This window comes from Roseateles sp. (genome assembly GCF_965262435.1).
Classification (GTDB): Bacteria; Pseudomonadota; Gammaproteobacteria; order Burkholderiales; family Burkholderiaceae_C; genus Paucibacter_A.
Genome location: NZ_OZ253537.1, coordinates 3,718,196 through 3,743,903, shown reverse-complemented (window position 1 = coordinate 3,743,903; position 25,708 = coordinate 3,718,196). Strand labels below are relative to the sequence as shown.

At 63.2% G+C, this 25,708-nt stretch carries 20 protein-coding genes and 1 tRNA gene; 15 read left to right on the top strand and 6 right to left on the bottom strand.

Annotated elements, in window-relative coordinates; translation table 11 throughout:
* Window positions 1-26 precede the first annotated feature (26 nt).
* Window positions 27-722: a hypothetical protein gene (locus tag ACQY39_RS16100; RefSeq protein ID WP_428507888.1), complete on the bottom strand. Its 696-nt coding sequence runs from the start codon at window positions 720-722 to the stop codon at window positions 27-29.
* Window positions 723-1,051: 329 nt separating this feature from the next.
* Between ACQY39_RS16100 and ACQY39_RS16095 the strand changes: the two genes are divergently transcribed.
* Complete coding sequence (locus ACQY39_RS16095) at window positions 1,052-1,366, top strand: hypothetical protein (protein WP_428507886.1); 315 nt, start codon at window positions 1,052-1,054, stop codon at window positions 1,364-1,366.
* A gap of 92 nt (window positions 1,367-1,458) precedes the next feature.
* Window positions 1,459-2,451: a hypothetical protein gene (locus ACQY39_RS16090; RefSeq protein ID WP_428507884.1), complete on the top strand. Its 993-nt coding sequence runs from the start codon at window positions 1,459-1,461 to the stop codon at window positions 2,449-2,451.
* A 548-nt stretch (window positions 2,452-2,999) separates the two neighbouring features.
* On the opposite strand, the gene ACQY39_RS16085 is transcribed toward ACQY39_RS16090, so the two are convergent.
* The 4 genes from ACQY39_RS16085 to ACQY39_RS16070 form a co-directional block, all read right to left on the bottom strand.
* Window positions 3,000-3,320 (bottom strand): hypothetical protein, encoded by a 321-nt coding sequence (locus ACQY39_RS16085; protein WP_428507882.1) that lies wholly within the window; start codon window positions 3,318-3,320, stop codon window positions 3,000-3,002.
* Between the two features lie 204 nt (window positions 3,321-3,524).
* Window positions 3,525-3,614 (bottom strand) — tRNA-Ser (locus tag ACQY39_RS16080).
* Window positions 3,615-3,682: 68 nt separating this feature from the next.
* Window positions 3,683-4,597 carry an SPFH domain-containing protein gene (locus ACQY39_RS16075; RefSeq protein ID WP_428507880.1) on the bottom strand — a complete coding sequence of 305 codons (915 nt, stop codon included), beginning with the start codon at window positions 4,595-4,597 and terminating at the stop codon, window positions 3,683-3,685.
* A 54-nt stretch (window positions 4,598-4,651) separates the two neighbouring features.
* Window positions 4,652-5,080, bottom strand: a complete 429-nt coding sequence (locus tag ACQY39_RS16070; protein WP_428507878.1) for an NfeD family protein — start codon at window positions 5,078-5,080, stop codon at window positions 4,652-4,654.
* A gap of 249 nt (window positions 5,081-5,329) precedes the next feature.
* Between ACQY39_RS16070 and ACQY39_RS16065 the strand changes: the two genes are divergently transcribed.
* Window positions 5,330-7,591 (top strand): arginine/lysine/ornithine decarboxylase, encoded by a 2,262-nt coding sequence (locus ACQY39_RS16065; RefSeq protein ID WP_263520647.1) that lies wholly within the window; start codon window positions 5,330-5,332, stop codon window positions 7,589-7,591.
* A gap of 75 nt (window positions 7,592-7,666) precedes the next feature.
* Here the strand turns inward: ACQY39_RS16065 and fabI are convergent, their stop codons facing one another.
* The gene (gene fabI, locus ACQY39_RS16060; RefSeq protein WP_428507876.1) at window positions 7,667-8,446 is read right to left on the bottom strand and encodes an enoyl-ACP reductase FabI; all 780 of its coding nucleotides are present in this window, start codon (window positions 8,444-8,446) and stop codon (window positions 7,667-7,669) included.
* A 384-nt stretch (window positions 8,447-8,830) separates the two neighbouring features.
* Between fabI and rimP the strand changes: the two genes are divergently transcribed.
* The 12 genes from rimP to ACQY39_RS16000 all read left to right on the top strand — a co-directional run bounded on the left by rimP (window position 8,831) and on the right by ACQY39_RS16000 (window position 25,670).
* Window positions 8,831-9,496: a ribosome maturation factor RimP gene (gene rimP / locus ACQY39_RS16055; RefSeq protein ID WP_428510858.1), complete on the top strand. Its 666-nt coding sequence runs from the start codon at window positions 8,831-8,833 to the stop codon at window positions 9,494-9,496.
* Window positions 9,493-10,971, top strand: a complete 1,479-nt coding sequence (nusA, locus tag ACQY39_RS16050; protein WP_263520649.1) for a transcription termination factor NusA — start codon at window positions 9,493-9,495, stop codon at window positions 10,969-10,971. The genes rimP and nusA overlap by 4 nt, the downstream gene beginning before the upstream one ends.
* A gap of 70 nt (window positions 10,972-11,041) precedes the next feature.
* Window positions 11,042-14,086, top strand: coding sequence for a translation initiation factor IF-2 (infB, locus tag ACQY39_RS16045; protein WP_428507873.1), 3,045 nt, complete (start codon window positions 11,042-11,044; stop codon window positions 14,084-14,086).
* 103 nt (window positions 14,087-14,189) lie between these two features.
* Window positions 14,190-14,603, top strand: coding sequence for a 30S ribosome-binding factor RbfA (rbfA, locus tag ACQY39_RS16040; protein ID WP_263520651.1), 414 nt, complete (start codon window positions 14,190-14,192; stop codon window positions 14,601-14,603).
* A gap of 33 nt (window positions 14,604-14,636) precedes the next feature.
* A complete protein-coding gene (truB, locus tag ACQY39_RS16035) occupies window positions 14,637-15,584 on the top strand; it encodes a tRNA pseudouridine(55) synthase TruB (protein ID WP_428507871.1) in 948 nt (315 codons plus the stop codon).
* A gap of 26 nt (window positions 15,585-15,610) precedes the next feature.
* Entirely contained in the window at window positions 15,611-17,434 is a 1,824-nt protein-coding gene (typA, locus tag ACQY39_RS16030; RefSeq protein ID WP_263520654.1) for a translational GTPase TypA, read from the top strand.
* 117 nt (window positions 17,435-17,551) lie between these two features.
* On the top strand, window positions 17,552-18,523 hold the full coding sequence (locus tag ACQY39_RS16025; protein WP_428507869.1) for a DMT family transporter: 972 nt from the start codon (window positions 17,552-17,554) through the stop codon (window positions 18,521-18,523).
* Complete coding sequence (locus ACQY39_RS16020) at window positions 18,520-19,641, top strand: enoyl-CoA hydratase/isomerase family protein (protein ID WP_428507867.1); 1,122 nt, start codon at window positions 18,520-18,522, stop codon at window positions 19,639-19,641. The genes ACQY39_RS16025 and ACQY39_RS16020 overlap by 4 nt, the downstream gene beginning before the upstream one ends.
* Before the next feature lie 133 nt (window positions 19,642-19,774).
* Window positions 19,775-21,451: a formate--tetrahydrofolate ligase gene (locus ACQY39_RS16015; RefSeq protein ID WP_428507865.1), complete on the top strand. Its 1,677-nt coding sequence runs from the start codon at window positions 19,775-19,777 to the stop codon at window positions 21,449-21,451.
* Between the two features lie 145 nt (window positions 21,452-21,596).
* Window positions 21,597-23,921 carry a M14 family zinc carboxypeptidase gene (locus ACQY39_RS16010; RefSeq protein ID WP_428507863.1) on the top strand — a complete coding sequence of 775 codons (2,325 nt, stop codon included), beginning with the start codon at window positions 21,597-21,599 and terminating at the stop codon, window positions 23,919-23,921.
* Between the two features lie 136 nt (window positions 23,922-24,057).
* Window positions 24,058-25,086: a tRNA dihydrouridine(20/20a) synthase DusA gene (gene dusA, locus ACQY39_RS16005; RefSeq protein WP_428510856.1), complete on the top strand. Its 1,029-nt coding sequence runs from the start codon at window positions 24,058-24,060 to the stop codon at window positions 25,084-25,086.
* Window positions 25,087-25,106: 20 nt separating this feature from the next.
* Window positions 25,107-25,670 (top strand): methylated-DNA--[protein]-cysteine S-methyltransferase, encoded by a 564-nt coding sequence (locus ACQY39_RS16000; protein WP_428507861.1) that lies wholly within the window; start codon window positions 25,107-25,109, stop codon window positions 25,668-25,670.
* The last annotated feature ends 38 nt before the right edge of the window (window positions 25,671-25,708 follow it).

Genomic DNA, 25,708 nt, shown 5'->3' with positions numbered 1-25,708 from the left:
AAAAAGCCCAAAAAGTTGCACGCGCCCTAAAAAGAATGCGTCAGTGTGGCTGACCAATGCCCGCGCGCGGGTGAGCTCAGCACGGTCAGCGCGTTTCGATCGGTGTCCAGGTAATTTAGTTCGGCGCGCCACGCCTTGTGTTGCCATGCCAGGCCGGCGCTGCCGTACAGGTAGTCACCACGTGGCTGCACCCGGGCTTGGCCCAGGGCTGCGGTCAGCGAGAACTGCTCACTCAGAGGCCAGCGCGTCCCCACATCGATCGTCCAGCGCATCGGTGCGCTGTCGATGCTGCTGTGGGGGTACCGATACACGGAGACACCGAACACCCAGAGATCCCGAAAGCTGAGGCTCAGACCGGCCTCGGCGCGATCGAAGACCCTCGAAGCGCGGTCTCCCGGGTAGGCGTAGTACTGCATGCTCGCTCTGGACTGCCAGTCCTTGCCCAGCACCCAATCCTGGGCGACCTGAACGATGGCCCGTGTGTTCACTTGGCGGCCTTGTTGCACGGTGAGGACGCCGCCCACCGACCAGCCGGCCGCGTCGTACAAGCTGGCACTGCCCTGGACGACTGGCTTGCGCTGCCCGAGGACAGCGCCGCGCTCCGTGAGCTCGCTGCTCACCGCCAACTCGGCAGACCATTCACGCGATTGCGCATGGACCTCGTGCGTGCATGCGGCCGCACCGATCGCTGCGCAGAGACCTGTCCAAAGCGCAGCGCTCAAGCGGCTCGGCCCTTGGGCCTTCGTGGCGATAGGGAGGGAGTTGGATCTCAAGTACGCAGCTTGGGGTGTTCGGCTCGGCATTCTTGCATCAATGCGCGCGCAGCTATGGCCTTGCATATGTCTCGTGATGTGCAACTTTTCTGCCGGAGAGAGGCACTCACCTTTCGTCATTAGCTGAATGCGAAAGGAAGCACATGCGATTCTTGAAATTGGGCTGCATCGCCGGCTGCGTTGTGGCCGCGTTGGTGGCGGGCTGTGGCGGAGGCAGTGGCGACGGGCTGGATGCGAACGGGCGGCCCCAGGGGGAGGGTGAAGACCCAGGTGGCCCGATGACGGCCAGCTTCAAGTCGATACAGGCCAAAGTATTCACGCCAGTCTGCACCGGCTGCCATGCTGGCGGATCGGCTCCCGCAGGTTTGCGCCTGGATGTGAGCAACAGCTACATGCTGCTGGTTGACGTCGACAGCGCTGAAGTGCCCAGCCTCAAGCGGGTGAAACCGGGCAATGCCACTAACAGCTACCTCATCCACAAGCTCGAAGGTCATGCTGCAGTCGGTGCGCGAATGCCCTTGGGCGGCCCCTACCTCGATGCCGCCACGATCACCCTGATTCGTCAGTGGATCGACAAAGGAGCGCCGCAATGAGGGCGTATCGATGGCTGCGCTGCCTCACCCTGTTTCTTCTCACCACGCCGGCCTTGGTTTCGGCGGAGCCGTATCTGGCGGTGAGGTATGGCATGCAGTGTTCTGCGTGCCATGTCAATCCAAGCGGTGGTGGTCTGCGCAATGCGGTGGGCAACGCTTTTGCAAAAGGAAGTGTGGCGGCCAATGCGCTGCCGCCCGGCTGGTCGGATTGGTCGGGCAGCGTGCTGGATCAGCGCCTGAGGCTGGGAGGGGACTTGCGCTCCGCAGCTACGCGCACCGAGGTGTCAGGCCAGTCCTCGCAAAGCACCCGCGGCACCGAGCAGGCTCGGCTTTATGCGGATGTGCAGTTGATCAAGGACAGGCTCGGCGTCTACCTGGATCAACAGCTCTCTCCCGGCAAGTCCGTTCGCCAGGAAGCCTATGTGAGGCTGTCCACCTCCGACATGGCTTGGTATGCCAAGGCGGGCCAGTTCTACCTCCCTTTTGGTTGGCGCTTGCAGGACAGTCTGACCTTCGTCCGCCAGCTCAGCGGCGTCAGCATGACCGTTCCAGACAAAGGTCTTGAGTTGGGTATGACGCAGGGCGCCTGGACCGCACAGATGGCCTACACCAATGGCCCGGGCAAGCGACGCAGCGACGCCGGTCACCAACTGACCGGTCAGCTGAGCTGGCTGCAGTCTTGGGGGCGCGCCGGCCTGTCGATGTCCCAGGTTCGGGCACCGGGCGGCAATCGGGATGCCTGGGGCCTGTTCGCGGGCACGACCACCGGGCCCGTGGCCTGGCTCTCGGAGGTTGATATGGTCGCGGACAGCGGCTTTCCAGAGGGCAAGCGGCGCCAGCTTGCCGGTCTGCTGGAAGCCAACTGGTTGATGGTTCAAGGCCACAACCTCAAGCTGGGCAGTGAGTTCCTGGATCCGGATCGACGCATCGGCAATGACCACAGGGTGCGCTACAGCCTGGTTTACGAGTACACGCCGATCGCCTTTGCTCAGCTGCGCCTGGGCTACCGCAAGTTCGGCGGCATCCCTCAGAACGCCGTGGACAATCGTCGCCAAGCCTTTGCCGAGCTACACGCGTTCTTTTAGTCCGTCGACGAAATTCGCCAGAAACTCCTGAGGGCTTGAGCCTCGTGTTCGACCAGGGATCTGCTGGGCGCACATCCGCGCCATAGCGACAGCCATCTTTTGCGCCCGGCCGCTTCGCTGCTGGGCTCTCTCGCTCTTGGTCATGGCGGCTCGATTCTCCGTATCGGCGCAATGCCGATGCACCTTTGCCTGGGAAGTCTCCGCGTGGTTTTAGCTCGTGGCTGGCTCACCCGCTTGGCCCTTGATGCCGAGCGTGAAAGATTGGGTCGACCTGAGGCATGCTGAGCAGCGATTGGCCTCGAGCTGAGGGCAGAAGTACAGGCGGCATGCAGCTATCGCCAAGGTCCTGTCCTTGGAGACTTAGATGAAGGGCTGCACTATCAAACTTGGGATCCGTCTGGGTTTGGCGTTCGGAGCGGTGCTCTTGATCGCAGCGGTGATAGCTGGCGTGGGGGTCTGGCGGCTTGGCTCCTTGAAACAGGTTGCAGATGTTCCAGCGACCGTCGAGATGGAGCGCAACAGCCTGGTTCAGCGTTGGAACGCTGGCATCAATTTGAACTGGATGCGAACTTCCGCTGCGCTGCAGACTCTCTCTTTTCGTCCAGCACATTCAATGCGATGCAGACGTGGCGAAGGTGGTCATCGCCCCAGCTAATCTGTTGGTCGAAGTCCAGAAGCCCATGGGAACAACTGCCCTTGATCAGTTGAAGGATCGCAGGGGTCACTTTGTGAATCGTGGTAGGGATGCGCTGCTTGCGCTGACGCTCGAACCGTTCAAGCCATTCGTGCTCAAGCTTCGCAGCTTTTCGATTGGCGGTCGCGAGGTCTTCAGTACCCAGTGAAACGCGGCAAGCCCATGGCTTTGCCATCAACGAGTAGATCTTTGGATGTCTTGATTGCCCACTGATGCATGCGAGTCCCATTGCGGGTGCTCACACCTTTTGCTTTCCCCACGCTGCCCTCCTGTTGGTCAAGGCGTGCCGCGTCGGAACACATCAAAAGTACACAGTCAACAGGGCAGAAACGCTAGCAAGTACGCGTCCCCTATGAGGGGAGGGGACACATAAGCAAACTGGCGGAGAGGGCGGGATTCGAACCCGCGGTGGGGATAAACCCACACACGCTTTCCAGGCGTGCGACTTAAACCGCTCATCCACCTCTCCGAAGCCCGCCATCATAGCGCAGATTTTTGCTCCCCCAAGGAAGTTGAGCCGAAATCTGGCGGCGGGATTCAATTTTTGCTGGCGGAACCCTTGAGCAGGGCCATGGCGGTGCCGATCAGGCCGGATACCTCGCTCATATTGCCGGGCACGATCATGGTGTTGTTCTTCTGGGCCAGCTGGGCATAAGCATCGACTGCTTTCTCGGCCACCTTGAGCTGCACGGCCTGATCGCCGCCAGGCAACTGAATGGCGGCGGCGATCTTGCCAATGGCATCGGCGGTGGCGTCAGCGACGGCAGTGATGGCGGCGGCAGTGCCCGCGGCCTTGTTGATCTCGGCCTGCTTCTCGCCCTCGGAGCGCGCAATGGCAGCTTCGCGTTCACCGGTGGCGATATTGATCTGCTCTTGACGTCGGCCTTCCGAGGCGGCGATCAGGGCGCGCTTTTCGCGCTCGGCGGTGATCTGGGCTTGCATCGAGTGCAGGATGGCCGGGGGCGGGGTCAGGTCTTTGATTTCGTAGCGCAGCACCTTGACGCCCCAGTTCAGCGCGGCCTCGTCCAGGGCTTCGACCACCGAGGTGTTGATGACGGCCCGCTCCTCGAAGGTGCGGTCCAGTTCCATGCGACCGATCACACTGCGCAAGGTCGTCTGCGCGAGTTGGGTGATGGCGACGATGTAGTTGCTGGAACCATAGCTGGCGCGCATGGCGTCGGTCACCTGGAAATACAGGATGCCATCCACCGTCAGTTGGGTGTTGTCCTTGGTGATGCAGACCTGGCTCGGCACATCGAGCGGAATTTCCTTGAGCGAGTGCTTGTAGGCCAGGCGGTCCACAAAGGGCACGAGGAAGTTCAGGCCCGGGGTCAGGGTGCCGTGGTACTTACCCAGACGTTCGATGACCCAGGCATTCTGTTGCGGCACGACCTTGATCGACTGGACGACGAAGATGGCTGCGATGACCAGCAAAAGCAGGGCGATTTCCATGGGTTCCTTGGGGTGTGTGGTGAAGTTTGTTGGCGAGTGCGGGCGTCTGACTGCTCAGCGATCGAGCTGAAGGCAGCTGCCCTCGATGCCTCGGATGATGTGTTTACCCGCCGTCGGTTGGCCTTGGCCGCTGAAGCGTGCCTGCCACTCGGCGCCGCGGTATTTGACCTGGGCCCGGCCTTGCTCGTTCCAGAGGCTGACATCCACCGACTGGCCGATGTCCAGATGCGCATCGGGATTGGCGTTGACGGGTGGTGGGCTGGGGCTGCGCCGGCGCAGTTGGTGCCAAATCAGGACCGCGGCGCCACCGACCACAGCGGCGCTGACCATCTGGGTGCTGGCGCCCAGACCCAAATGCGCGGCCAGTGCGCCCGCTGCGCAGCCCAAGGCCAACATCAAAAGATAAAAGGTGCCGGAGGCGAGCTCCATGGCGACCAGAACGCCGCAAGCAATCCACCAGGTGGTGGTCCAATTCATCTCCATGTCATGGCTCCCTGTTCATCATCAGCTCAACAGCGCGGCGCGGGTCGGATCCCTTGGAATCAGTGTACGGTGCCCAGAGTGGCCCGCCATCTCGTCGCGCCCAGTGTCAAAGAGCCGGCATCAGATGCCAAAAGCCACCCCTTGCGTCCTGTTTGTGCGACAAAGGCCAGGGTGCTTCGCACAGTGGCTTGGCTTGGCCCTACACTTCGCGCCTTTCGTTTTTCTGTCCCAGGCCCTGGAGGCTTTCACATGCTGCGCTTTCGCTTTCCCATCGTCATCATCGACGAGGACTATCGCTCCGAGAACACCTCGGGTTTGGGCATTCGCGCCCTGGCTGACGCGATCCAGAAAGAGGGCTTTGAAGTCCTGGGCGCCACGAGTTACGGCGACCTGAGCCAGTTCGCTCAGCAGCAAAGCCGCGCCAGCGCTTTCATCCTGTCTATCGACGACGAGGAATTCACGCCCGGCCCCGAGCTGGACCCGGCCGTGCTGAGCCTGCGCAAGTTCATCGAAGAAATCCGCTTCAAGAACGCCGACATCCCCATCTACATCTACGGCGAGACGCGCACTTCGCAGCATCTGCCCAACGACATCCTGCGTGAGCTGCATGGCTTCATTCATATGTTCGAGGACACGCCGGAGTTCGTGGCCCGCCACATCATTCGTGAAGCCAAGAGCTACCTCGACGGCCTGGCACCGCCGTTCTTCAAGGCGCTGATGGACTACGCGCAAGACGGCTCCTACAGCTGGCACTGCCCGGGTCACTCGGGTGGTGTAGCCTTCCTGAAGAGCCCGGTCGGCCAGATGTTCCACCAGTTCTTCGGCGAGAACATGCTGCGCGCCGACGTCTGCAATGCGGTCGAGGAACTCGGTCAGCTGCTGGATCACACCGGCCCGGTGGCCGCATCCGAGAAGAATGCCGCGCGCATCTTCAATGCCGACCATTGCTTCTTCGTTACCAACGGCACCTCGACGTCCAACAAGATGGTCTGGCACCACACGGTGGCGCCCGGCGATGTGGTGGTGGTCGATCGCAACTGCCACAAGAGCATCCTGCACAGCATCATCATGACCGGCGCGGTGCCGGTGTTCATGACGCCCACGCGCAACCACTACGGCATCATCGGCCCCATCCCCGAGAGCGAGTTCTCGCCTGAGACCATCAAGAAGAAGATCGCCAAGAACCCCTTGCTCAAGGGTGTGGACCCCGAGACGGTCAAGCCGCGCATCATGACGCTGACCCAGAGCACCTACGACGGTGTGCTTTACAACACCGAGACCATCAAGCAAAAGCTCGATGGCTGGATCGACACCCTGCATTTCGACGAAGCCTGGTTGCCGCATGCGGCCTTCCACAACTTCTATGGCTCTTACCACGCCATGGGCAAGAACCGGGTGCGTCCCAAGACCGCCATGGTCTACGCGACCCAGTCCACCCACAAGCTGCTGGCTGGCCTGAGCCAGGCTTCGCAGGTGCTGGTGCAGGACTCGCAGAACGTCAAGCTGGACAAGCATTTGTTCAACGAGGCGTACTTGATGCACACCTCGACCAGCCCGCAGTACTCCATCATCGCCAGTTGCGATGTGGCGGCAGCCATGATGGAGCCCCCGGGCGGCACGGCTTTGGTGGCCGAGAGCATCTCCGAGGCACTGGACTTCCGCCGGGCCATGCGCAAGGTCGACGAAGAGTACGACCAGGACTGGTGGTTCAAGGTTTGGGGCCCGGACAAGCTGGTCGAAGAGAGCTATGGCAAGCCGGCTGATTGGATGCTGGGTGCCAATGAGGCTTGGCACGGTTTTGGCGAGATCGCTGCCGGCTTCAATATGCTGGACCCGATCAAGTCCACCATCATCACGCCCGGGATGGACATGAGCGGCAAGTTTGCCGAGACCGGCATTCCCGCCTCCATCGTCACCAAGTTCTTGGCCGAGCATGGCGTGGTGGTCGAGAAGACAGGGCTCTACTCCTTCTTCATCCTCTTCACCATCGGCATCACCAAGGGCCGCTGGAACACGCTGCTGACCGCGCTGCAGCAGTTCAAGGACGACTACGACCGCAATGCGCCGCTGTGGCGCATCCTGCCGGAGTTCTGTGCTGCCCAGCCGCGCTATGAGCGCATGGGGCTGCGCGACCTGTGTCAGAACATCCACGAGGCCTATGCCAAGGGTGATATCGCCCGCCTGACCACCGAGGTCTATCTGTCCGATCTCGAGCCGGCCATGAAGCCCAGCGATGCGTTTGCACACATTGCCCACCGCCGCACCGAGCGGGTGGAGATCGACCAGTTGGAAGGTCGGGTCACCACTTCGCTTTTGACACCCTATCCCCCGGGCATTCCGCTGCTGATCCCGGGTGAGCGCTTCAACAAGAAGATCGTCGACTACCTGACCTTCACGCGCGACTTCAATTCCAAGTTCCCGGGCTTCGCCACCGATGTGCATGGACTCGTGGAAGAGAAGGGTGAGGATGGTCGTTCGCGCTACTACGTCGATTGCGTAGCGGCCGGCTGATCAATCCGCTCGGACATAAAAAAACGGGGCCTGAGGGTCCCGTTTTTGTTGTGGCTTGTGCCGGCCGGTGTGGGCTCAGCCTTCGCTCAAGGCCACGTGGCTGAAGCCTCCGTCCACATAGGTGATCTCGGCGCTGACGCCACCGGCCAGATCGGACAGCAAAAAGGCGGCGACGTTGCCGACGTCTTCAATCGTCACATTGCGGCGGATCGGCGTGCTGGCGGCGAATTGGGTCAGCAGCTTGCCAAAGTCCTTGATGCCAGAGGCGGCCAAAGTCTTGATCGGGCCGGCGGAAATGCCGTTGACGCGCACGCCCTTGGCGCCCAGAGAGTGCGCCAGGTAGCGCACGCTGGCTTCCAGTGATGCCTTGGCCAGACCCATGGTGTTGTAGTTCGGCACAAAGCGTGCGGCACCCAGATAGGACAAGGTCAGCAGGGCAGCGCCTGGGCGCAGCCGCGGCGCTGCCAGCTTGGCCATGGCCGGGAAGCTGTAGGCCGAAATGTCGTGGGCGATGCGGAAATTCTCGCGGGTCAAACCGTCGAGAAAATCACCGGCAATCGCTTCACGCGGCGCAAAACCGATGGAATGGACGAAACCGTCAAACTCGGGCCAGGCTTCTCCCAAGTTATTGAACAAGGCCTCGATTTGTGCGTCGTCGGAAACATCGCAATCAAACACCAGTTTGGAATCAAACTCGGCAGCAAACTCGGTGATGCGATCCTTGAAACGTTCGCCCTGATAGCTGAAGGCCAGTTCCGCACCCTCCCGGTGGCAGGCTTTTGCAATGCCATAAGCGATGGATCGGTTGGACAGCACGCCCGTGATCAGCAATCGCTTGCCTGCGAGAAATCCCATGTGTGGCTCCTAGATTTGAAATCAACGCAGGATTTTCGCATGCCGAGCGATGTTCGCAAGCCGTGAGCTTGTGGGCATGGTGCTTGCATAGTACAATCCCGGCTTCGCTGTGGGACACGGCGGACGGTTTGGTAGCAAAGAGCCCGGTATGAATCGGCGCAGGATGTTGGCAGGCTGGAGGTCAAGGTGCCGATGGCGCTCGGGCCCCATAAGCTGGTCGGGCAGTGCAGCAGGCGGACACTTCAAGAAGTGCGAGTCAGCAAACAGCGCTGTAAGAACGTGGGCGGATTCATCCAGCCCATTTTTTTTGCTCGATCGTTCTTCGTCCATTTGAATTTGCGCCGCCTGAGGGCGCGCCTTGAAAGAAAAGTAGATAGACCACGCATGAATTGGCAAGACGCTGTTGAAAAAACCGTGACCGGTTTGGGTTACGACCTGGTGGACTGCGAGCGCAGTCCGGCGGGCTTGCTGCGCGTGTACATCGACAAGCTGCCGGCCGAGGCTTTGGCCGGAGCACTGATCAGCGTTGAAGACTGCGAGCGCGTGACGCGGCAGTTGCAGTATTTGCTGGAAGTCGAAGGCTGTGCCTACGAGCGCTTGGAAGTGTCGTCGCCGGGTCTCGATCGCCCGCTGAAGAAGCCTTTGGACTATGCGCGCTTTCTCGGCGAAGAAATCGAGATCACCTTGCGCATGCCTTTCCAGGGGCGCAAGAAGTACAAGGGCGTGCTGACACAGCAGCCCGTGGCCGGCGTGGAGCCGGTGGCACTGCCGCTGGTGCCGGTAGCGGCTGAGGCCGGTGCGGTCGTTGAGCCGAGTGCTGTTCTGGCAGCGCTGTCGGCTTTTGCGGACACCCAGGCCTGGCGCCTGGTGTTCAGCGATGGCGAAGCCGATCAGGCATTGGATTTTTCTCTTGAAGAACTGCGCGAGTCCCGTTTGGTGCCCGTGGTGAGCTTCAAGGGTCGTGGTGTGAAGCCCGCGCCGGCCAAGAAGCCGCCGCGCGCCAAGCCCGCACGCAAGGATGACAAGGTTGACGGAGGTCCTGATCAATGAACCGCGAACTGTTGATGCTGGTGGACGCGATTTCGCGTGAGAAGAGCGTTGAGCTCGATGTGGTGTTTGGTGCGGTCGAAGCCGCTCTGGCTTCTGCCACCAAGAAGCTGTGTGGCGGCGAGGCCGATATTCGCGTTTCGGTTGACCGGGATTCCGGTGCGTATGAAACCTTCCGTCGTTGGCACGTGGTGCCGAACGAGGCAGGTTTGCAAAACCCCGATGCGGAAATCCTGTTGTTTGAAGCGCAGGAGCAAATCGCTGACATCGAGGTGGAAGACCACATCGAAGAGCCCATCGAGTCCGTGCCCATCGGCCGTATCGGTGCGCAGGCTGCCAAGCAGGTCATCCTGCAAAAGATTCGCGATGCGGAGCGTGAGCAACTGCTCAACGACTTCCTGGCCCGCGGCGAACAAATCTTCGTCGGCACCGTCAAGCGCCTGGACAAGGGCGACATCATTGCCGAGTCCGGTCGCATCGAGGGCCGTCTGAAGCGCTCGGAAATGATCCCCAAGGAAAATCTGCGCACCGGCGACCGCGTCCGTGCCGTGATCCTGGGCATCGACCCGACCCAGCGTGGCCCGCAGATCATGCTTTCGCGCTCCAGCCCGGAATTCATGAAGGAGCTGTTCGCCCAGGAAGTGCCGGAGATCGAACAAGGCCTGCTGGAAGTCAAGAGCTGCGCTCGTGACGCCGGGTCGCGTGCCAAGCTGGCCGTGCTCTCGCACGACAAGCGGGTCGATCCGATCGGCACCTGCGTCGGCGTGCGCGGCTCCCGCGTCAACGGCGTGACCAATGAGTTGGCCGGCGAGCGCGTGGACATCGTGCTGTGGTCGGAAGATCCAGCGCAGTTCGTGATCGGCGCCTTGGCACCGGCCAATGTGCAGTCCATCGTGGTGGACGAAGAACGACATGCCATGGACGTGGTCGTGGATGAGGAAAACCTCGCCATCGCCATCGGCCGCGGCGGCCAGAACGTGCGGCTCGCTTCCGAGCTGACCGGCTGGCGCATCAATATCATGTCGGCCGAAGAATCGGCCGTGAAGCATGAGCAGGAATCGGAATCGGTCCGCAAGCTCTTCATCGAAAAGCTCGATGTCGATGCTGAAGTGGCTGATATTTTGATCGCCGAGGGTTTTACCAGCCTGGAAGAAGTGGCCTACGTGCCTATGCAGGAAATGCTGGAAGTTGAGGCCTTCGACGAGGACACGGTCAATGAATTGCGCACCCGGGCCAAGGATGCCTTGTTGACCATGGAAATCGCCCGCGAAGAAAAGGTCGAGGAAGTTTCCCAAGACCTGCGCGACCTGGAAGGCATGACGCCGGATCTGGTCGCCAAACTCGCGGACGGCGACATCCACACTCGCGACGACCTGGCCGATCTGGCCGTCGACGAGCTCGTTGAATTGGCCGGCATGGAAGAGGGCGCGGCCCGCGCTCTGATCATGAAGGCTCGCGAACATTGGTTCAACACTTGAGGGCCGCGTGCCCATCGAGTCTGCCCCAATCATTCGCCCAGCACCGAACGCATAAGTTAAGGATCCAACAATGGCTGTGACTACCGTCGCCCAGTTCGCCGCAGAGCTTCAAAGGCCTGCGAGCACGCTGCTTGAGCAGCTGCAAGCTGCGGGCGTCAAGACGTCTTCTACCGATGACGCGCTCAATGAAGCCGACAAGGAACGTCTGCTCGATTACCTGCGCACCGCGCACGGTACCGGCGGCGCCGATCGCAAGAAGATCACGCTGACCCGCAAGTCGACCAGCGAAATCAAGCAGGCCGATGCCAGCGGCAAAGCCCGCACCATCCAGGTCGAAGTGCGCAAGAAGCGCACCTTCGTCAAGCGCGACGATGCCAGCGGAGTCGATGACGCTGCCACGGCCGCCGCCGAGGATGCAGAGCTGCATCGCCGCGAGGAAGAAGCTCAGGCTCAAGCTGCCGCATTGCGCCAGCAAGAGGAGGAGCTGGCCGCCCGCGTCAAGGAACGCGAAGAAGCCGAAGCCCGCGCTCGCGAAGCCGAAGAACAGCGTCGCAAGGAAAAGGCCGAACAGGCTGCAGCCGAGGCGCGTGCCGCCGAGGAAGCTGCTGCCCGTGCTGCCGCGGAGGCACTCGCTGCCAAGGCGGCCGGCAAAGCCAAGCCGCCTCGCCAGACCGCTGAGGCAGCGGCCAAGGAAGCGGCTGCGATCAACCGCGCTTCAGCCGCTGCCCGTGCGCCGGCACCTGCCCCAGTGGCAGCACCGGCTCCCGCACCTGTTGTGGCTCCTGTGGTTGCAGCGCCTGCGCCTGTCGAAGCTTCTGCCCCTGTGGTGGCTGCTCCCGTCGAAGCGCCCAAGCCCGCCCTGCGCGTGGTCAAGGCCGTCGATGTCGGCGCCGAAGAGAAGCAAAAACAAGTCGACCTGGAGCGCCGCCGCAAGGCTGCTGAGGCCGAAGCTGCGGCCATCCGCGCGATGATGAATGCACCCAAGAAGGTGATGATCGCGAAGAAGGAAGAGCCCAAGCCGGTCGAAGCCAGCAAGGAAGGCATCAAGGGCACCATCCACAAGAAGCCGGGCACACCGGGCGCGCCTGCCGCGCCGGGTTCGGCCGCTGCGGGTGCCGCCAAGCCGGGCGACAAGAAGTCGGTCAAGTCGGAAAAGCTGTCTTCCAGCTGGGCCGACGATGCCAAGAAGCGTGGCGTCAAGCCCAGCGGCCCGGCCGCTCCGGGTGGTGCGCGTCCGTCCACAGCCTGGCGTGCGCCGGGTCGTGGCGGCCCGGCCGGCCGTCGAGGCAATGATCGCAATGCCGACCGCCGCGGTGGTGGCAACTCGAACTTCGTCGCACCTGCCGAGCAGGTGGTGCAAGAGGTTCATGTGCCGGAGACCATCTCGGTGGCCGATTTGGCTCACAAGATGTCCATCAAGGCCTCGGAAGTCATCAAGCAATTGATGAAGCTGGGCCAGATGTGCACCATCAACCAGCAACTGGACCAAGAAACCGCCATGATCTTGGTGGAAGAAATGGGCCACAAGGCGTTTGCCGCCAAGCTGGACGATCCCGATGCCTTCCTGGAAGAAGAGGGCGTTGGCGCCGAGCAGCAGCATGAAGCGCTCTCGCGTGCTCCGGTGGTCACCGTCATGGGTCACGTCGACCACGGCAAGACCTCGCTGCTGGACTATGTCCGCCGTGCCCGAGTGGCCGCGGGCGAAGCCGGCGGCATCACGCAGCACATCGGCGCTTACCACGTCGAAACGCCGCGCGGCATGATCACCTTCCTGGACACCCCGGGTCACGCGGCCTTCACGGCCATGCGTGCCCGTGGCGCCACAGCCACTGACATCGTCATCCTGGTGGTGGCGGCGGACGACGGCGTGATGCCCCAGACCAAGGAAGCGATCCACCATGCGAAGGCGGCGGGCGTGCCCATCGTCGTGGCCATGAACAAGATCGACAAGCAAGGTGCCAACATCGAACGCCTGAAGGGCGAGCTGGTGGCCGAAGGCGTCGTGCCGGAAGATTTCGGCGGCGACACCCCGTTTGTGCCGGTCTCGGCCAAGACGGGCGAGGGCATGGACAGCCTGCTGGAGCAAGTGCTGCTGCAAGCTGAAGTGCTGGAGCTCAAGGCGCCGGTGGCCTCCATGGCCAAGGGCCTGGTCATCGAAGCCAAGCTGGACAAGGGCCGCGGCCCGGTGGCCACCATCCTGGTGCAGAGCGGTACGCTCAAGCGCGGCGATGTGGTGCTGGCTGGCTCTACCTATGGCCGCGTGCGCGCCATGCTGGACGAAGACGGCAAGGCCTGTACCGAAGCCGGTCCTTCCATCCCGGTGGAAATTCAGGGCCTGACCGAAGTGCCGCAAGCTGGTGATGAGTTCATGGTGCTGTCGGATGAACGCCGAGCCCGTGAAATCGCCACCTTCCGTTCGGGCAAGTACCGTGATGTGAAGCTGTCGCGTCAGCAGGCCGCCAAGCTGGAGAACATGTTCGAGAACATGGGCGCTGGCGATGTGCAGACCCTGGGCATCATCATCAAGAGCGATGTGCAAGGCTCGCAGGAAGCCCTGGCTTCTTCGCTGCTCAAGCTGTCGACCGCCGAAGTGAAGGTTCAGATCGTGCATGCCGCCGTCGGTGGCATCAGCGAGTCGGACGTCAATTTGGCGATCGCCTCCAAGGCCGTCATCATCGGCTTCAACGTCCGTGCTGACGCCGGCGCACGCAAGCTGGCCGAAGGCAATGCCGTTGACCTGCGCTACTACAACATCATTTACGACGCCGTGGATGAAGTGAAGGCAGCGATGACCGGCATGCTGGCTCCCGAGCAGCGCGAAGAGGTCATCGGCATGGCCGAGATCCGCACCGTGTTCGTGGCGACCAAGATCGGCACCATTGCCGGCTGTATGGTCACTTCGGGTGTGGTCAACCGCTCGGCTCGCTTCCGCCTGCTGCGCGAGAACGTGGTGATCTACACCGGCGAGATCGACACGCTGAAGCGCATGAAGGACGATGTGCGCGAAGTCCGCGAAGGCTTCGAGTGCGGTATCAAGCTGAAGAACTACAGCGACATCGCCGAGGGCGATCAGCTGGAATTCTTCGAGGTCAAGGAAGTGGCGCGAACGCTGTAAAGCGGAGTTGCCCCAACCGGCGCAAACCCCGCCCTCCCGAGAGTGGCGGGGTTTGTGTTTGTGAGGGGCGCCGCCTGCAGTTTCAGCACAGGAGTATTCCGAGATGCGACACAAACGAGTCATTCCCAACCGCAGCTTCCGCGTGGCCGACCAGATCCAGCGCGATTTGGCTGAGTTGATCCGCGAGCTCAAAGATCCGCGAATTGGCATGGCCACGGTCAATGCCGTTGAGGTCACGCCCGACTACGCCCATGCCAAGGTCTTCTTCTCGGTTCTGGTCGGTGACCCTGCCGAGACCGCCGAGGCGCTGAACGAGGCCGCGGGCTTTCTGCGTAACGGCTTGTTCAAGCGTTTGCAGATCCACACCGTGCCCAGCCTGCATTTTCACTACGACCGCAGCATCGAGCGCGCGGCCGAACTGAGTGCGCTGATTCACAAGGCCAATGCCACGCGCGCGCTCGATGACGAGCCGGCCGCGGCCGAAGAAGAAAACAAGCCGGCTGCTGCCGGCGAGTGAAGCCAAGAAGAGCCACGCCTTTTGTCGTCCACCATGAACACCCGACCCCAGCGCGTCAAGACACCGCGCCGTGCACTGCACGGCGTGCTGCTGCTTGACAAGCCGCTGGGCCTGTCCAGCAACGACGCGCTGCAGAAAGCCAAATGGCTGCTGCGGGCGGAGAAGGCCGGCCACACCGGCACGCTGGATCCGCTGGCGACCGGCCTGCTGCCGCTGTGCTTCGGCGCCGGCACCAAGTTCAGCCAGGTCAGCCTGGATGCCGACAAGGCCTACACCGCCACACTCAAGCTCGGCGAGATCACCACCACCGGCGACGGTGAGGGCGAGGTACTCGAGCGCCACCCGGTCGAGGTGAATCGCGAGCAGATCGAGGCGGCCTGCGCTCAGCTGCGCGGCGAAATCACCCAGGTGCCGCCGATGTATTCGGCGCTCAAGCATGAAGGCCGGCCGCTGTACGAATACGCCCGTGCCGGCATCACCATCGAGCGGCCCTCGCGTCAGGTCACCATTCACGCGCTCGACATTGAGCAATGGCAGGATGACGAGCTGGTGATCTCAGTGCGTTGCAGCAAGGGTACGTATGTGCGCACCCTCGCCGAAGACCTGGGCCGTCTGCTGGGTTGTGGCGCGCGTCTGAGTGCGCTGCGACGCACGGCTTCGGGCCCGGTGGCGGTCGAACAGGCGATCAGCCTGGACGCCTTGGCCGCGCTGACGGAAAGTGAACGTGAAGCCTTGCTGCGCCCACCCGACTCCTTGTTGGCGGATTGGCCCGAGCTGCGTTTGAGCAGCGAAGAAGCCGCCCGCTTTCTCACCGGTCTGCGGCGCCGTGTTGCCGCCCCCGACGCCCGCCATGTGCGGGTCTACGGGCCCGAAGCGCAAGCCTTTCTAGGCAGCGCCCATATCGAGGCCGGTGAACTGATCGCCGACCGGCTGCTGAGTCCCGCCGAGGTGCAAAGCCTTGTTGGTTCCCAAGCTGCCTGAAGTCCAGAATTTTTTGAAAGTGTCGTATGAGCAAGCAGATTCGTAACATCGCCATCATCGCCCACGTTGACCATGGCAAAACCACCATGGTCGACCAATTGCTGCGCCAAAGCGGCACCTTCGCCGACCACGAAAAAGTCGTCGACACGGTGATGGACAACAACGCCATCGAACGCGAGCGTGGCATCACCATCTTGGCCAAGAACTGCGCCGTGTCCTGGGAAGGTACCCACATCAACATCGTGGACACCCCCGGACACGCGGACTTCGGCGGTGAAGTCGAGCGCGCACTGAGCATGGTGGACGGTGTGGTGCTGCTGATCGACGCCCAAGAAGGCCCGATGCCCCAGACCCGTTTCGTGACCAAGAAGGCCCTGGCCCTGGGTCTGAAGCCCATCGTCGTGGTCAACAAGGTGGACAAGCCCGGTGCCAAGCCGGATGCCGTCATCAATGCCGCTTTCGACCTGTTCGACAAGCTGGGCGCCACCGACGAGCAACTGGACTTCCCGGTCGTCTACGCCTCGGGCATCAATGGCTGGACCTCGCTGGAAGAAGGCAAACCCGGTGAGCAGTGGGGCCCGGACATGTCCGCCCTGTTCAACACCGTGCTCAAGCATGTGCCGCCCCAGTCGGGCGACGCCAGCGCCCCGCTGCAGCTGCAGATTTCGGCCCTGGACTTCTCGACCTTTGTGGGTCGTATCGGCGTCGGCCGCATCAGCCAAGGCACCATCAAGCCCGGCATGCAAGTCGCTGTGATGGAAGGCCCGGACGGCAAGTCCGTCAACGGCCGCATCAACCAAGTGTTGACCTTCCAAGGCCTGGACCGCGTGCAAGTGACGGAAGCCGGCCCGGGCAATATCGTGCTGATCAACGGCATTGAGGACATCGGTATCGGCGTGACCGTCACCGACCAAGCCAACCCCAGCCCGCTGCCCATGCTGAAGGTGGACGAGCCGACGCTGACCATGAATTTCTGCGTCAACACCTCGCCGCTGGCCGGTCGTGAAGGCAAGTTCGTGACCAGCCGTCAGATCTGGGATCGCCTGCAGAAGGAACTGCAGCACAACGTGGCCCTGCGCGTGAAGGAAACCGACGAAGACGGTATCTTTGAAGTCTGCGGCCGCGGCGAACTGCACCTGACCATCTTGCTGGAAAACATGCGCCGTGAAGGCTACGAGCTGGCCGTGTCCAAGCCGCGCGTGATGTTCCAGGACATCGACGGCGTCAAGTGTGAGCCTATGGAGCAGGTGACGGCCGACGTGGAAGAAGTCCACCAAGGCGGTGTGATGCAGGCTCTGGGTCTGCGCAAGGGCGAAATGCTGAACATGGAACCGGACGGCAATGGCCGCGTGCGCCTCGAGTACCGCATTCCGGCCCGTGGCCTGATCGGTTTCTCCAACGAGTTCATGAATTTGACTCGCGGTTCGGGCCTGATCTCTTCGATCTTCGACGGCTACGAAGCCCACAAGGGCGAAATCGGTGGCCGCAAGAACGGCGTGCTGATCTCCATGGACGAAGGCGAAATCTTCACGTACGCACTGGGCAAGCTGGACGACCGCGGCCGCATGTTTGTGAAGCCGAACGACCCGGTGTATGAAGGCATGATCGTCGGCATCCACAGCCGCGACAACGATCTGGTGGTCAACGCCACCCGAACCAAGCAGCTGACCAACTTCCGCGTCAGCGGCAAGGAAGACGCGATCAAGATCACCCCGCCGATCGACCTGACCCTGGAATACGGTGTCGACTTCATCGACGACGACGAACTGGTCGAGATCACGCCCAAGAGCGTGCGTCTGCGCAAGCGCTTCTTGACTGAGAACGAGCGCAAGCGAGCTTCGCGCTCTTAAGGAGCGTGAAGCTCGCTGCGCGAGTCGCAGTGAGCTCCCTCCAGCCTCCCTCCATGAGGGAGGCTCTGGTCAGATGGACACCCGCGGCCCCCTTGGGGCCGCTCTCAATTCTCGAACATGACACATCGCAAGGCCGTGTTTCTGATGGTGTTGGTCACCCTGCTGTGGAGCACGGCGGGGGTGGTCACGCGGCATCTGGAAGCGGCTCGCGGCTTTGAGTTGACCTTCTGGCGCAGTGCCTTCAATGCCCTGGCCTTGCTGCTGGGCTTGAGCTGGCTGCGCGGCACAGCCTTGGCCTCGCAGCTGCGCCGGGCGCCGCGTGTGGTCTGGGCTTCCGGCTTGTGCTGGGCGGTCATGTTCACCGCCTTCATGCTGGCCCTGAGCCTGACTACGGTGGCCAATGTGCTGGTGACCATGGCGCTCAGCCCCTTGCTGACGGCCTTGTTGGCTCGCGTCTTCCTGCACCATCGTCTGCCCCTGCGCACCTGGTCCGCCATCGTCGTGGCCAGCTGCGGAATCGCCTGGATGTTCGGCCATGAGATGGGGCAGGGCGGGGCGCCCGGCGGCGGTCGTGCCTGGCTAGGCATTGCGATCGCCCTCGGCGTGCCCATGGCTTCGGCCATCAACTGGTCCTTGATGCAGCATGTGGGCCGACAGCGGGCCGAGGCCGGCACGGACTCCGAGCCCGACGGAGCCGACATGCCACTGGCCGTACTGATCGGAGCAGCCCTTTCAGCCCTGGCCATGCTCCCCTTGGCTTGGCCACTGCAGGCTTCGTGGCACGATGTCGGATTGCTGGCCAGTCTGGGCGCGTTTCAACTGGCCCTGCCTTGCCTGCTCGTTGTGCATCTGAGCCGCGTTCTGTCCGGTCCCGAGCTTGCCCTCTTGGCCCAGCTGGAGGTGATCTTTGGCGTGCTCTGGGCCTGGCTGTGGGCCGGTGAGCAGCCCTCGTCTGCTGCCATGATCGGGGGTGGGCTGGTGCTGGCCGCACTGATAGGCAATGAACTTCTGGCTTGGCGCGAGCAAGCCGCGCGAGGCCCAGTAAACCCCTCGAATCGATTGACATCATCCTCCAGGAGACAGGCATGAAGCCGCCCTTGCTACCCGAGTTGCAATCCGCTGGCCAGGTGCTGGCCGAAGTCAATGGTTGTCTGGGTCTGATCACGCTCAATCGTGCGCAGGCGCTCAATGCCCTGTCGCTGGCCATGATTCGCGATCTGACCCTCTTGCTCCAGACCTGGGCCGCTGCGCCTGAGATCGAAGCGGTGGTGATCCTCGGCGCCGGACGCGAAGGCAAGCCAGCCGCATTCTGCGCCGGCGGAGACATCCGCTTCTTCCATCAGGCCGCGCTGGCCGCTGATTCGACATTGGCTGATTTCTTCACCGAGGAATACGCGCTCAACCACCTGATCCATCACTACGCCAAGCCCTATATCGCTCTGATGGATGGCGTGGTCATGGGCGGCGGCATGGGCTTGAGCCAGGGCGCCAAGCTGCGCGTGCTCAACGAGCATTCGCGTCTGGCCATGCCGGAAACCAATATCGGTCTCTTCCCCGATGTCGGTGGCGGTTACTTCCTGGGCCAATGCCCGGGTGCGGTCGGCGAGTGGCTGGCCTTGACCGGCCAGGCGCTTGGGGCTGGCGACGCCATCGAATTGGGCCTCGGTGATGTGTTCGTTCAAAGCGCGGCCTTCCCCTCGCTGATCGAAGCCTTCCGCCACGGCGAGCAGAGCAGCGCCGAGCATGTGGTGGCGACCGTCATGGACAAGGTGGACCTGGCCCCGGCGGCCGATCATTTGAAGCTGCGCGCCCGTATCGACCGGCATTTCTCGCTCCCCGATGTGCCTGCCATCCTGGCCTCGCTGGAAGCGGAGCGCGATGACGAATGGGCTGCGCACACCGCGGCCGGCTTGCGCAAGCGCTCGCCGCTGATGCTGGCCGTCACGCTCGAACAGCTGCGCCGCGCGCGCGGCATGGGTCTGGGGGCGGAGCTGCGCATGGAGCGCGATATGGTGCACCACTGCTTCCACCTGAGCCCGGCGGCCGAAAGTGAAACCGTGGAAGGCATCCGTGCCCTGGCCGTGGACAAGGACCATGCGCCGCGCTGGCGTCATGTGCGCAGCGAAGACGTCACGGGGGCCGAGGTGCAGGCCTTTTTTGCCCCGGTCTGGGCGGCCGATCAGCACCCGCTGGCCGGGCTGAGCTGAAGGCGAGGTACAGCCGATCCCTGCCTGCGGCAAGGACATAATCTGCGCGGCAAGGTCCTACCGGACCTTGCCGTTTTTCATTGGCCCTGCGCTGGCGCGTCACCCGAGCCAGCCACAACCGAAGAGCCCGCTGATGCCCACCGACATCGAGATCGCCCAAGCCGCCACCCTGCAGAAAATCTTGCCCCTGGCCCAGCGCACGCTGGATCTGCCCGAAGAGGCGCTCAGCCCCTACGGTCATTACAAGGCCAAGCTGAGCCTCGAGCATCTGCCTGCCCTGGCCGGCCGCGAGAACGGCCACTTGATCCTGGTGACGGCGATTTCACCCACACCGCCGGGCGAAGGCAAGACCACCACCACGGTGGGCTTGGGCGATGGCCTCAATCACATCGGCAAAAAGGCCATGATCTGCCTGCGCGAGCCCTCGCTGGGCCCTTGCTTCGGCATGAAGGGTGGTGCAGCCGGCGGCGGCCAGGCGCAGATCGTGCCGATGGAGGACATCAACCTCCACTTCACCGGCGACTTCCACGCCATCGCCCTGGCCAACAATCTGCTGGCCGCCTTGATCGACAACCACATCCACCATGGCAATGCGCTTGGCATCGATGTGCGCCGCATCAGCTGGCGCCGCGTGGTCGACATGAACGACCGTGCCTTGCGCGACATCACCGTGGCCTTGGGCGGGCCGGGCAATGGCTATCCACGCCAGGATGGCTTTGACATCGTGGTCGCCTCCGAGGTCATGGCCATCTTGTGCCTGGCCACATCGCTGGAGGATCTGAAACGCCGCCTGGGCAATATCGTCATCGGCAGCACGGCCGACAAGCGCCCGGTCACCGCCCGTGAACTCAAGGCTGATGGCGCGATGGCCGCGCTGCTCAAGGACGCGCTGGCGCCCAATCTGGTGCAGACCCTCGAAGGCAATCTGGCCTTTGTGCACGGCGGCCCCTTTGCCAATATCGCCCATGGCTGCAACTCGGTGATCGCGACGCAAACGGCACTGAAGCTGGCCGACTATGTGGTGACCGAGGCCGGCTTCGGTGCCGACCTAGGCGCCGAGAAGTTCATGGACATCAAGTGCCGCAAGGCCGGCCTGCAGCCCAGCTGCGCCGTCATCGTGGCCACGGTTCGAGCCCTCAAGTACCACGGCGGCGCCGATGCGAAAAAGCCGGGCAGTGACACCCTGCAGGCGCTGGAGATTGGCCTGGCCAATCTCGGCCGTCACATCGAGAACGTGCAGCAGCATTACGGCTTGCCGGCCATCGTCTCCATCAACCGCTTCGATGCCGACACGGCCGAAGAGATCGCCCTGATCCAGGCCTATTGCCAGCAACGCGGCGTGCGCTGCGTGCTGGCCACGCATTGGGCGGAGGGCGGCGCCGGTGCGGCCGAGTTGGCCCGCGCCGTCGTGGCCCAGTGCGAGCAGGGTGGGGCGCGTGTCGCCAGCATCTACGAAGATGCCTTGCCGCTGGCCGACAAGATCCGCGCCATCGCCAGCAAGGTCTACCGTGCTGGAGAGGTGGTGTTCGAACCCAAGGCCGCCGCCCAGCTGCAGGAATGGCAGAACGCCGGTTGGGGGGAACTGCCGGTCTGCATCGCCAAGACCCAGTACTCCTTCAGCAGCGATGCCAGCTTGCGCGGCGCGCCTGAGGGCCATGTGCTGCGCGTGCGCGAAGTGCGCTTGGCTGCAGGCGCTGAGTTCGTGGTGGCCATCTGCGGCGACATCATGACCATGCCGGGCCTGCCCAAAGTCCCCTCGGCCGAGCGCATCGATGTGGATGCGCAGGGGCGCATCAGCGGCTTGTTCTGAGCCCTTCAGGCCTCAGACGTTTGAACCTGTAAGGCCTTACAGACTCGGCCCAATTTGAGGGTTTCTCCGTGCGCGATGGCCCAGCCGGCTGCGCACACTGGCCATCCACGGCCCATGGATGGGCAGTTCGCCAAGGAGAAGCCCGATGCCTGCACTTCGCCCCTCTGTCTGGCTGCTGACCTCGATGTTCAGCGGTGTCCTGCTCTCACCGGCAGGCAGTTCCTGGGCCCACGAGACGCCCTTTGCCGCTACGGCAGTCAAAGCACTCCCAGCCGAGGCTGCGCGCACGGTATTCCGCGCCTACTTCAAGGATCTGCGTCTGGCCCAGGGCATTGCCCACAGCCGCTTCGACACGCTGGAATCCAAGTACGAGCTGGGCTACCTGGTCGTGCTGGCCGATGCCAGCGAGGCCCGCGAACTGCGCGCTCTGGGTTTCCGCCTGCAGGTCGATGAGCAGTGGCTGGGCGAGCAGCAGGCGCAAGCCAGCCGCGAAAGCGCCGAGCTGGCCGAGCGCCGCCGCAGCTTGGGCAAGGACCTGACGCCCAGCTTCGCCGGCATCCCGAGCTACAGCTGCTATCCTACGGTGGATGAGGTGTTCACCGAAGGCGATGCGCTGATCGCCGCCAAGCCCCAGCTGGCGCGCTGGGTGGACATCGGCGACAGCTGGCAAAAGACCCGCGCCAGCGGCGGCTACGACCTTCGTGTGCTCAAACTGGGCAACAGCGCCGGCCCAACCACCAAGCCGCGCCTCTTCGTCAATGCCGGCATCCATGCCCGCGAATACACGACGACCCCCTTGGTGTTGGAGTTCGCCAAGCGCCTGGTCAATGGCTACGGCGTCGATGCCGACGCGACCTGGATCCTCGACCACCACGAGATCCACCTGCTGCTGGCTACCAATCCCGATGGGCGTAAGAAGGCCGAGGCCGGCCTGCTCTGGCGCAAGAACACCAACACCGCTTATTGCGGCGCCACCAGCAACAGCCGCGGCGCCGATTTGAATCGGAATTTCGGCTTCCAGTGGAACAGCACCAATGGCGCCGGCTCCAGCGGCAGCGCCTGCAATGAGACCTACCGCGGGCCCAGCGCCGCATCCGAGCCGGAAACCCAAGCGGTGGAGGCTTACATCCGCAGCCTTTGGCCCGATCGTCGCGGCCCCAACCGCGCCGATGCCGCACCGCTGGACACCTCGGGCATCCATCTGGACATCCACAGCCACGGCCGCCTCCTGCTCTGGCCCTGGGGTACCAATGGCGTGGTGGCCGGCAATGACAAGCAACTGGCCACCCTCGGCCGCAAGTTTGCCTTTTGGAACAATCACACGCCGCAACGTTCGCTGAGCCTCTATGAAACCGACGGCACCAGCGATGGGCCAAGCTATGGCGAGCTGGGCGTGGCCGCCTTCACCTTCGAGCTGGGCACGGCATTTTTTGAGCAGTGCAGCTACTACAACAGCACCGTTCTGCCCGGCAATCTGCCGGCCCTGATCTATGCCGCCAAGGTGGTCCGCACGCCCTATCAAACCCCGGCAGGGCCCGATGTGCTGAGTCTGGCTCTGGCCGGCAACGCCAGCAGCAGCGGCGTGCCTGCTGGAACCCAGGTGGCGTTGACGGCAACGGTGGACGACAGCCGCTACAACAACAGCAATGGTGCCGAGCCGACCCATGCCGTGGCCGCGGCCGAAGCCTACGTCGACACCCCACCTTGGGTGGCCGGCGCCACGGCGCGTGCGCTGCAGGCCAGCGACGGCAGTTTCAACAGCAGCAGCGAAGCCGTGCGCGCCAGCCTCGACACCGCCGGCCTCGCCCCGGGCAAGCACATCGTCTACGTTCGCGGCCGTGATGCGGCAGGCAACTGGGGTGCCTTCAGTGCCGTATTCCTGAACATCAACAACGGCAGCGGAGGCACGGCGCCGGTGGCCGCCTTTGACGCCAGCATCAACGGCCTCAACGTCGGCTTCACCGACCGCAGCAGCGATGCCGACGGCAGCATCGCCTCACGCAGCTGGAACTTTGGCGATGGCACCACCAGCTCGTTGGCCAACCCCAGTCACGCTTATGCCGCGGCCGGAAGCTACACGGTCAGCCTGACGGTCACTGACAACGAGGGCAAGAGCAACAGCCTCAGCAAGCCCCTGGTGCTCAGCGCCGACAACGTGCCGGTGCTCAGCAATGGCCAGACAGTCAGCGGCCTCAGCGGCGCCAAAGGCAGTTGGCGCTATTACAAGGTCGCCATCCCCAGCGGCGCGCGCAATCTGATCGTCAAGGGCAGTGGTGGCAGCGGCGATATGGATCTCTACACCCAGAACGGCAGCCAGCCGAGCCTGAGCAGCTACAGCTGCCGCAAAAATGGTTCGACCAACACCGAAACCTGCAGCATCGCCAGCCCGGTGGCCGGCTGGGTCTATATCGGCCTGTACGCCTACGCCGCCTACTCGGGGCTGAACCTGAACGTGAGTTTCACACCCTGAAGGTGAGGGCGCTTGGCGCCGGGGAAGCGGGCTTTGGGATAATCGTGTGGTGAATACCGCGCTCCCCTTTGCATCCGCTTCTTCGGCACCGTCCGATTCGCCCTCGATCAGCCCCTGGCGGCTCTCGGTCGCCCCCATGCTCGATTGGACCGACCGCCATTGCCGGACCTTCCACCGCCTGCTGACCCGCCAGACCCGGCTCTACACCGAGATGGTGACGACCGGCGCCCTGCTGCATGGCGATCAGGCGCGGCATCTCGACTTCAACCCTGAGGAGCACCCGGTCGCCTTGCAGCTTGGCGGTTCGGAGCCGGCCGATCTGGCCGCCTGCGCCAAGCTGGCTGAGCAGTGGGGCTATGACGAGGTCAACCTCAACTGCGGCTGCCCGAGCGAGCGGGTGCAGCGCGGTGCCTTTGGCGCCTGCCTGATGGCCGAGCCAGGCCTGGTAGCTGATGGCGTCAAGGCCATGCGTGATGCGGTCAGCATCCCGGTCACGGTCAAGCACCGCATCGGCATCGACAAGATCGAAAGCTACGACTTCGTGCGCGATTTCGTCGGCCAGATCGCCGAGGCCGGCTGCGAGGTCTTCATCGTTCATGCGCGCAATGCCTGGCTGCAAGGCCTGTCGCCGAAAGAGAACCGTGAGATCCCGCCACTGCGCTACGAGCTGGTGCATCAGCTCAAGCGCGACTTCCCGCAGCTGACCATCGTGCTCAACGGTGGCATCAAAACGGACGAAGAGATCGCCGAGCAGCTGCAACATGTGGACGGTGTGATGGTGGGTCGTCAGGCCTACCACGAGCCCTGGCAGATGGTCGATTGGGACCGCCGTTTCTTCGGCGCCGCCAATCCGGTCGAATCGCGCGAGCAGGTCGAGCAGGCCTGGCTGGGCTATCTCGACCGCCATGTGGCCAGCGGCCCCTACCATCACTGGCATCAGGCCATGCGCCACGCGGTCGGCCTGTGGAACGGCCAAGCGGGCTCGCGGCGCTGGCGCCAGATCTGGTCCGATCACCAATACAAGAGCATGGCGCCACGTGCCGTGGCCGAGCTGGCCACGCAGGCGCGACAGGCCATTGCCGCGCACATGGCGGAACAGGCCGCTGAGAAGGCTGCAGAAATGGCCGCAGCAACGGCTTGCGCGTCCACAGCTTCTGCGAACTGACCGACCGAGGGTCTGGACTCATGCTTTGGCTGCATTGCTATGACACCGCCTTCGGCCCCTGTGGAATTGCCTGGAGTGAGAAGGGGGTCTGCGGCAGCCAGTTGCCTGAGGCCAGCGCAGCGCTGACGCGTGATCGCCTGAGGCAGCGCTTTCCGAACGGCCATGAGACACAGGTACTGCCGCCGGCCATCGACGCTGCCGTGCAGGCCGTGCAGCGTTTGCTGGCCGGCGAGACGACCGACCATGAGGAGCTGCTGCTGGTACAGCTCGATGACAGCGCTGTGCCAGACTTTCATCGACAGGTGCTGGCCTTGACGCGGCAGATTCCGGTCGGCCAGACGCTCACCTATGGCGAGATTGCCGCCCGCTTGGGGCAAACCGGTGCGGCGCGTGCGGTCGGGCAGGCCGAAGGGCAGAACCCGTTCGCACCCATCGTGCCCTGCCATCGGGTGCTGGCTGCCGGCGCCGGGCAGGGTGGGTTCTCGGCCCACGGCGGTCTGGCGAGCAAGCAGCGCTTGCTCTTGATTGAGGCCCGCGCGCGGGGTCAATGGGCGGCCGAACAGTCTTTGCTGTTCGAACCATAAAGCCGCGTCGGCGGCCGTAAAATCGCAGCCCACTCTCT